18 protein-coding genes are annotated in these 15,976 nt (G+C 60.9%); 7 read left to right on the plus strand and 11 right to left on the minus strand.

The genetic code is table 11. The features are described from left to right. Positions 1–106: 106 nt before the first annotated feature. The 3 genes from rpoH to L904_RS14945 all read right to left on the minus strand — a co-directional run bounded on the left by rpoH (position 107) and on the right by L904_RS14945 (position 3,298). Positions 107–1,009, minus strand: a complete 903-nt coding sequence (gene rpoH, locus L904_RS14935) for an RNA polymerase sigma factor RpoH (RefSeq protein ID WP_003522581.1) — start codon at positions 1,007–1,009, stop codon at positions 107–109. 166 nt (positions 1,010–1,175) lie between these two features. Further along, the gene (locus L904_RS14940; RefSeq protein ID WP_059762583.1) at positions 1,176–2,000 is read right to left on the minus strand and encodes a class I SAM-dependent methyltransferase; all 825 of its coding nucleotides are present in this window, start codon (positions 1,998–2,000) and stop codon (positions 1,176–1,178) included. Between the two features lie 275 nt (positions 2,001–2,275). After that, on the minus strand, positions 2,276–3,298 hold the full coding sequence (locus L904_RS14945; RefSeq protein WP_035259711.1) for an RluA family pseudouridine synthase: 1,023 nt from the start codon (positions 3,296–3,298) through the stop codon (positions 2,276–2,278). A 38-nt stretch (positions 3,299–3,336) separates the two neighbouring features. Between L904_RS14945 and L904_RS14950 the strand changes: the two genes are divergently transcribed. Then, positions 3,337–3,729, plus strand: coding sequence for a hypothetical protein (locus tag L904_RS14950; protein ID WP_035228055.1), 393 nt, complete (start codon positions 3,337–3,339; stop codon positions 3,727–3,729). Further along, on the plus strand, positions 3,719–4,573 hold the full coding sequence (locus L904_RS14955; RefSeq protein ID WP_035259708.1) for an RNA methyltransferase: 855 nt from the start codon (positions 3,719–3,721) through the stop codon (positions 4,571–4,573). The genes L904_RS14950 and L904_RS14955 overlap by 11 nt, the downstream gene beginning before the upstream one ends. A 234-nt stretch (positions 4,574–4,807) precedes the next feature. Here L904_RS14955 and L904_RS14960 read toward each other — a convergent pair whose 3' ends face one another. Both L904_RS14960 and L904_RS14965 read right to left on the minus strand, forming a co-directional pair. Then, positions 4,808–6,037 (minus strand): hypothetical protein, encoded by a 1,230-nt coding sequence (locus tag L904_RS14960; RefSeq protein WP_059762581.1) that lies wholly within the window; start codon positions 6,035–6,037, stop codon positions 4,808–4,810. A gap of 271 nt (positions 6,038–6,308) precedes the next feature. After that, positions 6,309–6,905 (minus strand): DUF1134 domain-containing protein, encoded by a 597-nt coding sequence (locus L904_RS14965; protein WP_003522931.1) that lies wholly within the window; start codon positions 6,903–6,905, stop codon positions 6,309–6,311. Between the two features lie 251 nt (positions 6,906–7,156). On the opposite strand from L904_RS14965, the gene chpT reads away from it, so the two are divergent. The 3 genes from chpT (at position 7,157) to L904_RS14980 (ending at position 9,613) form a co-directional block, all read left to right on the plus strand. Beyond that, complete coding sequence (gene chpT / locus L904_RS14970) at positions 7,157–7,804, plus strand: histidine phosphotransferase ChpT (RefSeq protein ID WP_003522930.1); 648 nt, start codon at positions 7,157–7,159, stop codon at positions 7,802–7,804. Between the two features lie 85 nt (positions 7,805–7,889). Beyond that, complete coding sequence (locus L904_RS14975) at positions 7,890–8,417, plus strand: GNAT family N-acetyltransferase (protein ID WP_035260669.1); 528 nt, start codon at positions 7,890–7,892, stop codon at positions 8,415–8,417. A gap of 149 nt (positions 8,418–8,566) precedes the next feature. Beyond that, the gene (locus L904_RS14980) at positions 8,567–9,613 is read left to right on the plus strand and encodes an alpha/beta fold hydrolase (protein ID WP_035260666.1); all 1,047 of its coding nucleotides are present in this window, start codon (positions 8,567–8,569) and stop codon (positions 9,611–9,613) included. 51 nt (positions 9,614–9,664) lie between these two features. Here L904_RS14980 and L904_RS14985 read toward each other — a convergent pair whose 3' ends face one another. Then, on the minus strand, positions 9,665–10,180 hold the full coding sequence (locus L904_RS14985) for a GNAT family N-acetyltransferase (RefSeq protein WP_035260664.1): 516 nt from the start codon (positions 10,178–10,180) through the stop codon (positions 9,665–9,667). Positions 10,181–10,470: 290 nt separating this feature from the next. Next, positions 10,471–11,175, minus strand: coding sequence for a response regulator transcription factor CtrA (gene ctrA / locus L904_RS14990; protein WP_003522926.1), 705 nt, complete (start codon positions 11,173–11,175; stop codon positions 10,471–10,473). Positions 11,176–11,655: 480 nt separating this feature from the next. On the opposite strand from ctrA, the gene L904_RS14995 reads away from it, so the two are divergent. Both L904_RS14995 and L904_RS15000 read left to right on the plus strand, forming a co-directional pair. After that, positions 11,656–12,006, plus strand: coding sequence for a flagellar export protein FliJ (locus tag L904_RS14995; RefSeq protein WP_003491821.1), 351 nt, complete (start codon positions 11,656–11,658; stop codon positions 12,004–12,006). 286 nt (positions 12,007–12,292) lie between these two features. Then, positions 12,293–12,496, plus strand: coding sequence for a DUF1059 domain-containing protein (locus tag L904_RS15000; RefSeq protein ID WP_003522925.1), 204 nt, complete (start codon positions 12,293–12,295; stop codon positions 12,494–12,496). Positions 12,497–12,617: 121 nt separating this feature from the next. Here L904_RS15000 and L904_RS15005 read toward each other — a convergent pair whose 3' ends face one another. The 4 genes from L904_RS15005 to cysQ all read right to left on the minus strand — a co-directional run bounded on the left by L904_RS15005 (position 12,618) and on the right by cysQ (position 15,739). Then, positions 12,618–12,899, minus strand: coding sequence for a GNAT family N-acetyltransferase (locus L904_RS15005; RefSeq protein WP_003522924.1), 282 nt, complete (start codon positions 12,897–12,899; stop codon positions 12,618–12,620). 224 nt (positions 12,900–13,123) lie between these two features. Further along, positions 13,124–13,399, minus strand: coding sequence for a DUF1153 domain-containing protein (locus tag L904_RS15010; RefSeq protein ID WP_003491799.1), 276 nt, complete (start codon positions 13,397–13,399; stop codon positions 13,124–13,126). A gap of 191 nt (positions 13,400–13,590) precedes the next feature. After that, the gene (locus tag L904_RS15015) at positions 13,591–14,631 is read right to left on the minus strand and encodes a DUF2793 domain-containing protein (RefSeq protein ID WP_035260661.1); all 1,041 of its coding nucleotides are present in this window, start codon (positions 14,629–14,631) and stop codon (positions 13,591–13,593) included. A 319-nt stretch (positions 14,632–14,950) separates the two neighbouring features. After that, positions 14,951–15,739: a 3'(2'),5'-bisphosphate nucleotidase CysQ gene (gene cysQ / locus L904_RS15020; RefSeq protein ID WP_035260648.1), complete on the minus strand. Its 789-nt coding sequence runs from the start codon at positions 15,737–15,739 to the stop codon at positions 14,951–14,953. Positions 15,740–15,976 lie beyond the last annotated feature (237 nt).

Here is a 15,976-nt window from a genome sequence, read left to right on the forward strand (position 1 = left end):
CAGAGACAGACCATTTGCCATCGCCCGCCTTTTACAAACAAAAAATCCCCGGCCGAAGGCCGAGGATGATTCATGGTCAACGCATTGGCGTCAGGCGCGTGTCGCCTTACGCATCCACCACACGCAGCGCACGGGCGGCTTCAAGGGCCTCCTTCTGCACCGCTTCCTGCACCTTCTCGAAGGCGCGAACCTCGATCTGGCGCACGCGTTCGCGGCTGATGTCGAACTCGGAGGAAAGTTCCTCCAGCGTCACCGGGTCTTCGGCAAGCCGGCGGGCTTCGAAGATGCGGCGCTCGCGGTCGTTCAGCACGCCCATGGCTTTCGCGAGCATGCGGCGGCGGGTTTCCAGCTCGTCCTGTTCGATCAGCACGTCTTCCTGGCTGTCATGGTCATCCACCAGCCAGTCCTGCCATTGGCCGGACTCGCCTTCGGACGCCTTGATCGGCGCATTCAGCGAGGCGTCGCCATGCAGGCGGCGGTTCATCGAGATGACTTCTTCTTCCGACACCTGAAGCTTCGTCGCGATTTCCTTGACATGCTCCGGCTTCAGATCGCCATCGTCGATTGCCTGGATGCGGCCTTTCAGCCGGCGCAGGTTGAAGAACAGGCGCTTCTGGTTGGCGGTCGTGCCCATCTTCACCAAAGACCACGAGCGCAGGATATATTCCTGGATCGAGGCCTTGATCCACCACATGGCATAGGTGGCCAGGCGGAAACCGCGCTCCGGATCGAACTTCTTCACCGCCTGCATCAGGCCGACATTGCCTTCGGAGACGACTTCGCCGATGGGCAGGCCGTAACCGCGGTAACCCATGGCGATCTTGGCGACGAGACGCAGGTGGCTGGTGACGAGTTTATGCGCGGCGTCGCGGTCGCCATGCTCGGCATAACGCTTGCCAAGCATGTATTCTTCCTGCGGCTCCAGCATCGGAAATTTACGGATTTCGTCGAGATATCTATTGAGACCGGCTTCGCCGGCTGTAATCGTAGGCAAACTATTGCGGGCCATAAAGCACCCCCTTATCTATGGTCTGGAACGGCACCCTCTTTGATCGGCGACTGACCCGCCGGAGGCACACCGTAAGCTGCGGGTCGTTACCGACCCCGCACGAACCCATGTGACAGATATGTACGCGCCCGCCGCGTTTCAAGCGAACGCTGCGTTCACACATGCGTTATGTTCCAGTGACACCTTCTTTGACCTGTTTAACTTTCGAACGGTAGATTCGTTCCGAAAAACCGCCAAGGCCGGAGCGGACCATCAGCTCATACATCACCCGCCGGCGCATGGGATTGTGCAGGCGCACCACCTTCGAGCCGAGGAACTGCGTCTCCACATGGGCAAGCGCCTGCAGATCCGGATCGGCGGCAATCGCGCCCGCATAGGTCGCGTGAAATTCCCGGCGGCAGACATAGGTTTTGTATTTCGTCATGCCGAAGCAGACGAGGCTGTGGCCATGGGTGCGCAGGAAATCGGCGACGCCCACCGTCACTTCCGGCCAGGCAGGATTGAAAGTGTCGTCGAAGACGATGACGCCATGCGGCGCGATCACCTCCATCGCCAGTTTCGCATCGGCCAGCACGTGGTGCAGGTTGTGGCCGCCATCGATGCTGAAGAAGCGGGCGGGGCCGATGCGGGAGGTAATCTCGGCGGGCGCCAGCTGCGTGCTGTCGCCCCTGATGATCAGGTCTTCATCCATGGCGAAACCCAGCCGGCGGCCGTTTTCCATCAGGCGTTCATATTGGTCGAGGCTGCCATCTTCGGGCGGATCGAGATCGAAGAGATCGACGCCCAGCACCTTTTCCTGCCTCCCGGCGAATTTACGCAGCAGGAAATAGGAGCGGCCGTAATAAACGCCGATTTCCGCCATGCCGCCATGGAGGCCGCTTTTCGTCTGGGCCTGCAACAGCGCCTTGAAGACGAGCGCATCGGGCGGGTCGATATAGCCTTCGACGCTGCGCAACTCCTGAAAGATAAACCGGCGGTCTTCGATATTCATGCGATAGATCCCGTCATCATGCCGGTTCCGTTCGGGGGGCGGATCGAACGAATGGCGTCCCTGCGGCTTTATTTGGCAGGCTTGCAATCGCCACGGTTCGATAGCGGCGATTTCAGGCTTTGCGGGGCCGAGGAGGTGTGACGATTGAAGCGAAATTGGGGCGGTCTATAAAAAGGACCGACTGCGGAATATCGCTATCCGCTAATCTTTTTTTATTATCCGGGGCTTCCGGCGAAATGCATGGCGCAGTTTTTTTGACCGCGCCATGCAGGTTTTCAGCCACGCAATGCGGCGGTCAGCGCTTCCATGTCATCCGGCAGGTCGGTTTCGAATTCCATCACCTCGCCCGTGCGCGGATGTTCGAAAGCGAGCAGATAGGCATGCAGGGCCTGGCGCGGAAAGCCGCGGACGGTGCTCTTTGCCGGTTCTTCGAGAAGGTTCGCCTTGGTGCGGAAGGCCGCGCCATATTCGGGATCGCCGATCAGCGGATGGCCGATATGGGCCATGTGAACGCGGATCTGGTGGGTGCGGCCGGTTTCCAGGCGGCATTCCACCATGGAGGCGAGGCAGGTGGCGTCCGGCCGCTCATGGTAACGTTCCATCACCTCGTAATGGGTGATTGCCTCGCGGGCATCGTCCGAATCCTCGTGCTTGACGGCGCGTTTGGTGCGGTCGGCGCTGCGGCCGAGTGCTGCGTCGATGGTGCCGCGCAGGGTGCGCGGGCGGCCCCAGACAACGGCCTTGTAGGCGCGCTCCAGCGGCCCGGTGCGGCCATGGTCGGCAAATTGCGCGGCGAGATGGCGGTGGGCATTGTCGTTCTTCGCCACGACCATGACGCCGGAGGTTTCCTTGTCCAACCGGTGCACGATGCCCGGTCGCCTGACGCCGCCAATGCCGGAGAGGCTGTCGCCGCAATGGTGGATGAGGGCGTTGACCAGCGTGCCGGTCCAGTTGCCGGCGCCCGGATGCACGACGAGACCGGCGGGCTTGATGAGCACGATCAGGTCTTCATCCTCATATTCCACGTCGAGCGGAATGTCCTCGCCCTTGGGTTCCGGGTCTTCCGGCTCGGGCATGACGATTTCGATGCGATCCTTCGGATGCACCTTCTTTTTCGGCTCCGTCACCGGCTGGCCGTTGATGGAGACCGCGCCCTGCTCGATCAGCGCTTTCAGCCGGCTGCGGGAGAAGTCGCCGCCCACTTCGCCTGCCAGCCAGGAATCGAGGCGACCTTCGGCGTTTTCCCCGGCAATCAGGACTTTCCTTGCGTCTCCGCCTTGTTTAAAGGGGTCGTTCATTCTTATTTTTCCGATCCATCAGCATTTCAGGGAACCCGATGACGCAGATCGAGCAAGACGAACAGGAAGACAAGCCGCTTGATCCGGCCATGGAAAAAGTTCGCCGCAAGATGATCCGTTTGCAGATCGTGTCGGGCTCCGTGATGTTTATCAGCCTTATGGCCGTCTTCGGTGCGGTTGTCTACAAGGCGATGGGGCCGTCGAAGGCCGTTCAGACGCAGAGCGAAGCGCCGAACCTCGCCGTTCCAACCGGCAACGGGCCGCTTGCCGTCACCGCCAGCCTGCCGCAGGGCTTCACGATCGACAATGTCAGCTATTCCGGCGGCGACATGCTGTTTTACGGGCGGCTCGCCAACGGCACCCGCAAGGCGCTGGTCTTCAACGTCGCGGCCGGCCGGTTCCTCGCCGATGTGACGGTCGATGGCCAGTGAGGCCAATAAGCTGCTGGATGGGCGGGCGCTGATACCGGTCGAGGACCCGGCCGATCCGCGCATCGCCGCCTTTCGCGATATTCGCGAGCGTGACCTGACTGGGCGTCAGGGCCGTTTCATTGCCGAAGGAACGGTGGTGCTGCGCATGCTGGCCGCCGCGCATAAAGCGGGCGGCGCCTTTGCGGCCGAGAGCATCCTCATCCTCAGAAACCGGCTTTCCGGCGTCGCGGATATCCTTGCCGATTTCCCGCCGGATGTGCCGGTTTATGTGGCGGAAGCGCCGGTGCTGGATGGCATCGTCGGGTTCCACCTGCATCGCGGCATTCTGGCGCTTGGGCGGCGGGTTCAGGATCGGGGACTGGAAGAGATGACGGCGGCACTTCCCGCCTCGTCGCTGGTGCTTGTGGGCTGCGGCATTTCCAATCACGATAATCTGGGGGCGATGTTCCGCAATGCGGCGGCGTTTTATGCCGATGCGGTGTTGCTGGACGAGACCTCATGCGATCCGCTTTATCGCAAGGCGCTGCGCGTTTCCGTCGGCTCGGTGCTTTCGGTTCCCTGGCATCGCGGCGGCGGGGCGGTGGAGATGCTGGAGTGGCTTTCCGAGGCCGGTTTTGCTATCTGGAGCCTTTCGCCGGGTGGCGAAACCGAGATTCGCGATATTCCCCGGTCCGAGCGCATGGCGCTGGTGATCGGCACGGAAGGCGAGGGGCTGCCGCAATCGGTGCTCTCGCGGTTTCATACCGCACGGATTGCGCAATCGCCGCAGCTCGACAGTTTGAACGCGGGGACGGCTTCGGGGCTGGCGCTTTATCAGATGGCGGGGGTTATGGGGCGGGTTTAGATCAGTGCCACTTTATCGCTTCGGCATATGTGGCTTACCCCCCTCTGTCCTGCCGGACATCTCCCCCTCAAGGGGGGAGATCGATATGCGGCACTCTTCAGCCCATCTCTAACGTTGCGAATGAACGAGCGTTAGCTTCCAGCTGATCTCCCCCCTTGAGGGGGAGATGCCTGGCAGGGCAGAGGGGGGTAAGCCGCACACTCAACGCGGGGTACAACCACACCCACCGAGGACCTAATGTTCCCGCTTCTCCATCACCACTTTCGCCCGCTTCGCAAGGCTCTCCCGCCCCGATGAGCCGGAGGCCTTGGCGAGCAGCGCCGGAATGGGCGATTTTTCGCCCTCCTGCGCGGCGGTGAGCGCGATCATCTCGGCGGCGATCCTTGCGATTTCGCGGCGGATGGGTTCGTCATTGCCGGTGCCGCGCACGTTCAGCAGGCGTTCGGTGAGCGCGGTGCCCTGATTGCGGATATCCTCGATTTCCTGCTCCAGACCTTGCGACGCCGCTGGCTCCGTCAATACCGGGGGGGCTGTTTCCTCCGGTGCCACCGCCGGTGCCGCCTCTTCTTCGGCGGCGGGTGCGGTTTCAAGCGCGGCGGCTGGAGCAGGGGGCACCGGTTGCGATGGGCCAACCGTTTTCTCGACCGGCACGGCCGGGTTCGGCAGGCGGATGATCATGTCGTTGGCGCGGCCGCCGGTTGCGGCAAGCTGTTCCTTAAGGCGGGCGACTTCCTGGTTGCGCAGCGTCAGCATCGTGTCGAGATCGGCGTTTTTCGCCATGACGGTCGCGACCTGTTCCTCGAGCCGGGTGACCTTGCGGCTTTCGCGCGCAACCGCCGTCATCGCTTCCTTGTTGCGGGCCGCCACATCCTGCAATTCGCGGGTCGCGGTCTCGCCTTCCTTGCGGAAACGCGTGGCGCTCTGCTTGGCCTGCTCGGCTTCCAGATCGCGGGTGGCGGCGAGGATTTTCGAATCATCCAGCTCGCGCGTCAGATTGGTGAGGCGCGCGGTGAGATCGGACATCTGGCCGGCGCGCTCGTTGGCGGCCTGCTCCTGTTGTGCGAGGTTCGCCTGTACGGCGCCGGCGTGTTCTTCGGCGGCATCGAGGGCCGCGCGCAATTCGCCGATTTCCAGCGTCAGCTCCTCGATTTTCAGGGAGAAGCTGCGGTTCTGCTCGCCCAGCCGATAGGCATCGCTGGAGGCGGCCTCGTTGGCGAGACGCAGCGAGGTGTTCTTTTCCCGTTCCGTATCCAGTTCCTGGCGGACTTTGGCGTTTTCGGCGGCGTAGAGCGCACGCGCCATGTCCTTCTGGGCGCGCACTTCCTGCGGGCTGATGGGCATTGTCGCGCGTATGCGGTTTTCCGTATAGGCGACGATGCGGCGGTGGATCGCGGGTGCGATCAACAGGGCCAGCAGGGTTGCGGTGAGAAAACCCAATCCGAAGAGAATGGCATATTCGATCACGCGGGACAGTCTCCGAAACTCAGATACGCGCGCATTCGGAAAGAGGGGCGCGAAAGCACGTTACGCTATTATTGCAACCGTGGGGAGGGGGCTCCCGGCAATTGCACAGGCGGTGCCGGCGCCACTTGTTTCTTCTCCCCGAGGGGGAGAAGTCCGCGGCAGCGGGATGAGGGGGCAAGGGTGGTGAGATACGGCAACGGTGCCCCCTCATCCGACCCTTTGGGCCACCTTCTCCCCGGCGGGGAGAAGAAAGACGTGGCACCTCGCATAATCAGAAGGGGTTCCAGGTCGGCTGCTGGGTGAGCTTCAGGTAACCGACATTGATGCCAAGGCGCGCGCCGATACCGGTGCGGATGGGGGCAAGGGTCACGTCGCTGCTCTTCAGATAGGTCATGCCGACGCCGGCGACGATGAAGGCGGAGCCGCTCACACCACCGTAACGGCGGTAAAGCGCATCGACGGAGGGCAGGTTGTAGACCAGCATCATGGCGCGGGTGCCCTGGCCGCCATAATCGAGGCCGAGGGAGGGGCCCTGCCAGAAGACGGGGTGCTGGCCGGCATTCTTGGTGTAAAGCGTGCCTTCGCCATAGGTGAGGCCCGCGACGAAGGCGCCGGAGCCTTCCTGGCCTAGAATGTAACCGTTTGGAAGACCGTATTGCTGGAAGGCGCGCTCCACCACCTTGGCAAGGCCGCCGGTGGTTTCACCGAAGAATCCGTGGCCTGCATCCACGACTTCCTGGAAAGAATATTGATCGCTGTTCTGGGCCGCGGCCGGTGCGACCCATATCAGGAGGCTCGCAAGGAGCGCGACAATTTTTCCCAGTCCGAGGCGTGCAATGGTGCGGGTTTTCGTAAGGCGCATCGTCATGTCCGTCCGTCTGTTTCGTTAGCGCATCGGTTCGAAAATCCGAATCGGTTTTCGAAAGGGCCGATGCGCAGAGTCAAAGTTCTACAGCATGTTTCGCGCATCCTTGCGGATACACGGGGCTCCAGTGTGGCCTGTTAAGGCATTTGGCATTTTGAAACCATCCTATTAACAATCGGTTTACCAAATATGGTGTCATTATGGCTTAACAATTTCCACACCGTCCGCGCCTCCCTTGCGCAGGAGAGAATTTTATGACCAGCAAACTCAATATCACGCTGTCCGGTCCCGATCTGGCGGCTCTTCTGTGCAGCCGTGTGTGCCATGATGTGATTTCTCCTGTCGGCGCCATCAATAACGGCCTCGAACTTCTGGATGAGGGCGGTACGGATGACGATGCGCTCGATCTCATCCGCACGTCAGCCCTTAACGCATCCGTGCGGCTGAAGTTCGCCCGCCTTGCCTTCGGTGCTTCCGGCTCCGCCGGCGCGTCCATCGACACCGGTGAGGCCGAAAAAGCCGCCCAGGATTTCGCCGCCGCCGAAAAGAAGGCGGAGGTGAGCTGGAACGGCCCGCGCGCCATCGTTGCGAAGAATCGTGTCAAACTTCTGCTCAATCTCTTCCTCGTGGCTTATGGCGCCATTCCGCGCGGCGGCAATGTGGATGTGCTGCTGGAAAGCCCCGACGGCGACGCCAGGTTCGAAATCACCGTCAAGGGCCGGATGATGCGCGTGCCGGCCAAGTTCGTGGAAATTTACGAGGGCAGGCTGGAAGAGGCGGTCGACGCCCATTCCGTTCAGCCCTATTACACGCTGCTTCTGGCCGAGGAGGCCAATATGGCGGTGGAATACAAGGTGCATGACGACCGCATCGTGTTTACCGCCAAGACGGTTGCCGAGTGACCGTTCAATCGCCGATCTGAATTTGTGAAAGGGCCGGGACCGCGTCTGCCGACGCGCCGGCCTTTTTCGTTTGGGGAGCATGTTCATGACACGTCTGACAACCGCTCGCCTTGTCCTGCGGCCGCATGCCATCGCGGATGAAGCGCTTTATCGCGCCTTCTGGGGCGCGGATGTTCCGCAGATCGAAGGGGTCGTATCGATTGCGCCGCTGGACCCGGAACTCGCCTTCGCCCGGCTTTTGCGTTTTCTGGGCCATTGGTCCGCGTTCGGCTTCGGCCCCTTTGTGGTGGAAGAGCTTGCCACGGGGCGCATCGTGGGCGAGGTGGGCTTTGCCCATATGCGCCGTGGCAACGGTGAGGATTTCGACGGCGTGCCCGAGGCGATGTGGAAAATCGACGGGGCGCTGGCGGGCAAGGGTGTCGCGACCGAGGCGGTGGAGGCGGCCATCCGTTGGTTCGACGATAGCGGCATTTCGCAGCGAACCGTCTGCATGATCAATCCGCTGAACAGCCCGTCGCTGGCGATCGCCGCCCGATTCGGCTTCCGGCCATTTCGCGATACGACGTTCCGCGACAGCCCCGTCCGGCTTTTCGAGCGGATCGCGGACATCTAGGCATTTCCAGTAAGAGTGCGGCGCGGCGTTCTCAAGCACCCGGTGTTGCTGTCTCCGATCGCGTTTCAGGACGACCTGAAACCTGTTTGAGGTCTCGGCGGGCGGCGGATTGAACCAGGAGTTGGTCCACATCAACTCCGGAGCATCCCATGCGCTATCTTCTTCTGGCGGCCATCGTCATTTTTTCCACTGTCCAGTCCGCAGCGGCGGAAAGCGGCATCGGTTTTAAACAGATCGAATTGCCGGATGAGGCGGGTTCGAGAACGCTAGCCGTTTCATTGTGGTACCCGGCCGCGCCGTCGGGCAAAAGCGAGATCGTCGGCGAAAATGCCGCCTTTTACGGCCTTGAGGTTCAACCGGGCGCTTCCCTTCTTGACGGTTCCCGTCCTCTCATATTGCTGTCGCACGGTTTCGGCGGAAGCTGGCGCAATCTGAACTGGATTGCCGGCGAGCTTGTTCGGGAAGGTTATGTCGTGGCCGCCCCGGATCACGGCGGCGAATCGTTCACCGAAGAAAATGCGACCGAGATCGTTCCATTGTGGGAACGGCCGCGCGACATCAGCAGAACGCTGACCGCATTGCTCGGCGATGACCGATTCGCCGGCAGGATCGACGCGACGCGCATCGCCGTAATCGGCCATTCCCTCGGCGGCTGGACCGCAATGGAGCTGGTTGGCGCGCGATACAGCGCCGATCTTGCCCTGAAGGATTGCAGCGGGGAGAAGCGCCCGCCGCAATGCAAGGCTCCGCGGCTGCTCGCCAAAGTCGGGGTTGTCGGTGACGGTAGGGCCGATCCGCGTCTTTCGATGGATTTGAAGGATACCCGCATCCGCGCCGCCATCGCGCTGGATCTCGGGCCGGCCGCCGGTTTCCTGCCGGAGACGCTGCAAGCCGTCGGCGTCCCGGTTCTGGTTCTGGCCGCGGGTGTGGAAACACCGGAGATCGCCGCCATCAAGGCCGATTCCGACTATATCGCCCGGCATCTGCCAAAGGCGACGACCGTTTATCGAGACATACCGGATGCCAGCCATTTCAGCTTCATGCAGATTTGCAGGCCGAACGGCGAAAAGATCGTGGAGGAGTTTTCACCGGGCGAAGGTTTCGTCTGCCGGGATGGCGGCGGCAGGGACCGCGCGGCCATCCATGCGCAGATCGCGGAGGCGATCCTCAGCTTTCTGAAAGCGGAAATGCGCTAGGTCGGGTTTTCCGTACGCCTCGTGGCCGGATGGTCCTGAGGCGTCCCTTTTTCAAACGGCGTTTGCCGGATGGTGCCGATAAACGAGATCTTCGGGATCGGAACGGGGTGCCGCCGGGTCGAGCCTGCCGCCGATTCGTTCGGCGACGGCCGCGGATTTGCGGTTCTGCGGTGAGACGTAGCTGACAAGCGTTGGCAGGTTGAGGGTCTTGAAGGCCCAGTCGCGCAGCGCCGAGGCGGCTTCCGCCGCATAGCCGCGCCCTTCGTGGCCTTCGTAAAGCAGCCAGCCCAGTTCCTTTTCCGGAAACAGCGGACCGTGATTGATGCCGACCTGGCCGACACATTGCCCCGTTTCGCCAAGCTCGATCATCAGCGCGCCATGGCCGAAAAAGTACCAGTTGGCCTGATCGTGGCAGAACACGCCCCATGTTTTCCAGAGATCGTAGGGTCCGCCGACACCGACGGAGCGTGGCGACGCCATGAAGTCCCGATAGGCGGGAAAGTCTGCGATCATCAGCGGGCGCAGCGTCAGGCGTTCGGTCTTGAGGGTAGGGATAGGGTGGTTCATGTGCCATCATCCTTTTGCGGCGCGTAGCCAAGCTCTTCTTCCCTCATTCCTGTGCTTGTCACAGGAATCTAGCCAGCCCAAGTCCTTGGGCTGAAAAGAGTCTCTCGCTGCGCAGACGCGCATCGGCTGGATTCCTGTGACAAGCACAGGAATGAGGGAGTATCCATGCGCCGGAATATGATCGTGTGTCGTGATATGCCAATGACACCGTTACCTGCGACCTTGAAATCGCAACAAAAAACCCGCCGTTTCCAGCGGGTCTTTTAAAAACTGTCCTGTTCCGGAATGGATCAGGCGGTTTCGAGGAATTCCGTCGCGCCATCCGGCTCGCGCAGAACATAGCCGCGGCCCCAGACGGTTTCGATGTAGTTTGCGCCGCCGGCGGCGTTTGCGAGCTTCTTGCGCAGCTTGCAGATGAAGACGTCGATGATCTTCAGTTCCGGCTCGTCCATGCCGCCATAGAGGTGGTTCAGGAACATTTCCTTGGTCAGCGTCGTGCCCTTGCGCAGCGAAAGCAGCTCGAGCATCTGATATTCCTTGCCGGTCAGGTGAACGCGCTGGCCGCCCACTTCAACCGTCTTGGCATCGAGATTGACGATAAGCTCGCCGGTGGCGATGACCGACTGTGCATGGCCCTTGGAACGGCGAACGATGGCGTGAATGCGGGCAACAAGCTCGTCCTTGTGGAACGGCTTCGTCATGTAATCGTCTGCGCCGAAGCCGAGGCCGCGAACCTTGTCCTCAATGCCGGCCATGCCGGACAGGATGAGGATCGGCGTCTTGACCTTGGAGAGGCGAAGCGTTCTCAGAACCTCGTAACCCGACATGTCGGGCAGGTTGAGGTCGAGAAGAATAATGTCGTAATCATAGAGCTTGCCGAGGTCCACGCCTTCCTCACCGAGGTCGGTCGTGTAGACGTTAAAGCTCTCCGACTTGAGCATCAGTTCAATGCTCTGCGCTGTCGCGCTGTCGTCTTCAATAAGTAGAACCCGCATAATTATCCCCTTTGCCGCCCGCGAACCGGTAAATCATTGCCTCGCGCGATGCGGATCCAGACGTTGCCTGATTTGCAGGCTGCCACCAAATGGTTAACAAATTCTAATTGCCTTTGGCAAGGTGTATCGAATTTATTAAGCAAAGTAGGCATTTCGCTGTTTTTGCACGTGAATCCACCATCGCCAAAATTGAAGCTTAACGTGAGGAAATCCCGTTAAGTGATTCAATCGACTCTTACATCGTCGGGTCCATTTTTTTGGACCTGGCATTTACCGACCCTTAAATGATCGTCGTTATCATTAACGATGCCCGTAAACGAAAGGTTAACGACGGCGGTTTTTTATTAACGTCGGGTAACTTTTGGGAATCATTCCGGGACAGGGGGTAACCCTTACGGAAAAACGGGCGGGTTAAACGGGCCGATCAGGGTGGCATAGTGCCTTTTTGATCCGGGTCTCGCTATCCATGGAGTATTGCGTATGAAGTCGCGTGACAGCCTGGTTCGCCTGAAGGAATTTCAGGTCAATGAAAAACGCCGGCAGCTTAACCAGCTGCAGCAGATGATGTCCGAGTTCGAGCGGATGGCAAAGGAACTGGTGCATCAGATATCTCTGGAAGAAAGCAAGTCGGGCATTACCGATCCGACGCATTTCGCCTATCCGACCTTCGCCAAGGCCGCGCGCCAGCGGGCGGATAATCTTCAGGTCTCGATCCGTGAGCTGAAGGCCCAGCAGGAAGCGGCCGAAGCTTCGCTGGAAGAAGTGCAGGCCGAATATGAAAAGGCCGCCGCACTGGAAAACCGCGACGGAGCCATCCGCGCCCGCGCCTGATCTATAGGCGCAGGAAATTACGAAGATCGTCCTCATTGACGGCTGCCGGTGGATCAGGAGGCGGCTTTCAATGACGGGACGCCATGCATTTTTCGAAAGGCCGCTCCTTAAGGGCGGCCTTTTGTTTTGCCGCGTCGCCGGTGTTTCCCGCCGGGATGGTCAGGCCTGATTTCGATTGTCCGGAGGTGGGGAAAGGCGTATTTTACGGGGGTTCCGACCGTGAGCCGGAGGCTTTTACGCGCACGCGCCCCGTGCGGGTGCGGGCGGCACTTGCAGGGAGGAAAAAATGGCCCGCCAATATATCGATTGCCGCGAATTCCCCAGTGACAGCAGATGCACCGTCGCCATCTCCGCCGATTCTCCGGAGGAGCTTATGGAAGCGGCCGTGCAACACGCCGTGGCTGTGCACGGCGCAAAGGATACGCTCGAATTCCGTGAAGAAGTCCGCCGGAGCATGCATGCCGGGACGCCGCCATTGAAGGTGGCGTGAAAAACCGGATTGACCTGTTTTACGATTTGGAACGGTTGCATGTTTCTTCTCCCCGGCGGGGAGAAGAAACATGCCGCGACGCTTGCGATTATTCTGCCCTCAGACAGAAGATAAAGCGCCCTTACCCCTGAATTACATCCGCCCATTCGGCATGGCGTAATGTCTGGGCCTTGAAGAACGGGCAGAGCGGAATGATTTTCCAGCCGCCCTTGCGGGCTTCATCGATCGCATGGGCGGCGAGCGCCTGGCCGACGCCTTTGCCGCGCAGCGCATCGGGCACGCCGGTATGATCGATGATGATGAGGGAAGGGGAGGTGCGCGAATAGGTCATCTCCGCCTTGTGGCCGTCGATGGTCGCCGAATATTCGCCGTGCGATCCGGTTTCGGTTGTCTTGATGTCCATGATGAGCGCCTTCCGCATTGCTGCTGGTTGTCGCCACTGTAACGGCTTGCATCCGAATTGAAACAGCGGGATAGCGAACGCAGCGGACACAAACCGGCGACAATCGCCGGTTTTGTGGGGCAGTTCTCAGGGAGGATCCGAAATCAAACCGAAAACCCCGTCGATAATCCGGCGGGGCGTTCTGGAAACTCGGTCTGGGCGCGTTGTCGCGCCGGCGCACTGTTTTAGTGGCGATATTGCTGAATGCGCGTGGTGCGCAGGCCGGCAAGGCCATGATCGGCAATCGAGGACTGCCAGGACAGGAATTCTTCGACGGTGAGCGTATAACGCTCGCAGGCTTCCTCGAGGCTCAACAGTCCACCGCGTACCGCTGCAACCACCTCCGCCTTTCTGCGAATGACCCAGCGACGGGTATTGGCAGGCGGAAGATCCGCGATCGTCAGAGGGCTGCCATCGGGGCCGATGACATATTTAACTCGTGGGCGTATCATTTCGGTCATTGGACACTCTATACAAACTCAAGACCATATGACGGGAACTCTATCCCGGTACCTTTAAAAATTGCCTAAGCAGCTCGTGACAATTTATTAAGAATTTGAACGGTTTCGCCTGATTTGTTCGAGTCGCCTTATTTTGCCGGGAAAAAATTTTTCCAAAAATCGCAATTTTTCTCTCTCATCGGTTGTTTCCGTCAGAGTGCCGCAAGCGAAAGGCACGTTTTCCCGCTGCCCTGGGTAAATTCCGCCGTTCCCTCATGCTGCAGCCGCAGGCGGTCGCCGGCATCGAGGGAAAGGATGGAGGTTGCCGACTGCGATGTGCCTGATGTCGATGCATTGCCGGCGATACCGAAGCTGGCCGCCGCGCCATTGATGAAAAGCGTCACCCGATGGCCGGAAGAGGAGACCACGGCGAGCGTCAGGGCCGCCAGATAAGGGCCCTTTGCCGGAACCACGAGTTCACGTCCGCCGCCGCTCACCGCATCGCCGAGCGCAAAGCCGCCCTCGGCGATGGAGAGCACGGAAAAACCTGCCGCCGCGCCATTGGCGGGTTTCGTCGTGCCCGCCGGCAGGCCGGCAACGGCGAGCGGGCGGTTCGGCATCGAGACCCGGCCATCGCCGCTGCACAGAAGTGCGGTGTGCCATGAGGCGCCATCCTTGCTGGTCTTGATCGAAAACCCGTCAGTGCCGGCAAGGCCCATTTCCGCCCGGCCGCTCCAGCCGGACTGGAACAGCAGCGAGGCGGTATCGCCCTTGCCCGCCTTGTTGATCGTCATGCGGTGGCTGCCACCTTCTTCGGTGTGGGTGAAGAGGCTGGCGGGGGAGGTGAGCGCCAGCCGATTGGTGGCGTCGGCCTCCGTGCCGATGCCCAGCCTTTCCAGCCGACCGGCGGCCGGCAGCGGCATGTCGCGCCAGTTGCCGTCGCGCAGGATGCGATATCTGCTCTCGGCCGCAAACCACGCCGTCCAGCCCGGCTGCGGCGCGATCAAGAGCCAGGCGCCATCCTGCCGGAAAGCGAGCCTGCCGCCCTTGCCGGCCCAGTCACCCGCGGCATCGGCGGAGAGGAGGAAACAATCCCCTTCCTCAGCGTTATCGGGCGGTGTGGTGATGATGGCCTTGATGACCAGTTGCACGATCGCATCCAGCCTTTGCAGGGCTTCGTTATGGGTGACGTGTTTCTGTGCCTGCGAGGGGAGGATATAGGGAAGCCGAAGTCTCGCCGTCTGTTCCGTCATGATGTGCCTTCCGCGCTGCGGTGTTTCGTTGCGGGGCATTGTGGGGCGGGGGCGTAGGGTGGGGATGAGCGGGGATGGATTATTTTTTGGGGCCTTGGTGTATGCGGTTTACCCCCCTCTGTCCTGCCGGACATCTCCCCCTCAAGGGGGGAGATCGGCAGGAAGCGCTACCGCCACTTCATTCGCAAACGTTGAGATGGGTGAGACCTCGCCACAGATCGATCTCCCCCCTTGAGGGGGAGATGCCCGGCAGGGCAGAGGGGGGTGAAGCGGCATACGCCGAAGCTCACCAATGGCCGCAGCAAGCGCCGAGCGGCCGTTACCCCGCGTGTTCCACCGCCATCGCCCCTTCGGCAATGAAATCCGGATTGGCCAGCGCGTCCTCGCCATCACCCCTCACCGCATATGCAAGCGGCCTGCCCTCGCAATCGAGCGTCCTGCCGCCCGCAGCGCGCAGCACGGCGTCGCCGGCGGCCGTGTCCCACATCATGGTGCGGCTGAAGCGGGGGTAAATATCGGCGGCGCCCTCGGCCAGCATGCAGAATTTCAGCGAGGAGCCGACGGAAATGCAGTCCTTCAGCCCGTGTTCGGCCACGAAGGCTTCCGTTTTCGCCGTGCAATGCGAGCGGCTGATCAGCGCCACGGGGGAAGCGCCGCGCTGGCGCGCGCGGATGGGGTGGCGCGACAGGATGGCGCCTTCGCCGGAAATGGCGAGCTTTTCGGCGGCGTTGTCCTTGCCCGTCCATGCCTGCCCGCGGCAGGGGGCGTAAACCACGCCGGCCACCGGAACGCCGTTGCGGATGAGCGCGATGTTGACGGTGAAATCGTCCTTGCCCGAAATGAATTCCTTGGTGCCATCCAGCGGGTCGACGAGGAAGAATTCCGCGCCGGTTTCCGGCAGGATGCCGCTCGATACCGCCTCTTCGGCAACCACGGGGATATCGGGAAAATGGGCGGCCAGCGCCGCAAGAATGATCGCCTCGGCGCGCTGGTCGGCCTCGGTCACCGGCGAACAGTCGTCCTTATACGACACATGCGGGCCGGCACGGTGGACCGCCATGATGGCCTGCCCGGCGTCCAGCGCCGCTTTCGTCAATATGTCGATCATCTCTTTGCCAATTGACCCGTCTGCGGGATATCGCCGTTCCGATCTTCGCTACTCCTTTGCCCGCTGCCCGTCAAATAATGGCGTCGGACAATGCTGAAATAAGCATCCGGCCGTCATTTTTTCAGCACTTCCTGCCAAAATCATGGCTCTTTTGACCGGGAAAGCGGCAGTCCATGTGGAAATTCCAAATTTTGTGCAGGATAGCCCGTTTTTGACTTCACATTTTTAACGAACACG

Source organism: Agrobacterium sp. LY4 (assembly GCF_001526585.1).
Taxonomy (GTDB): domain Bacteria; phylum Pseudomonadota; class Alphaproteobacteria; order Rhizobiales; family Rhizobiaceae; genus Agrobacterium; species Agrobacterium leguminum.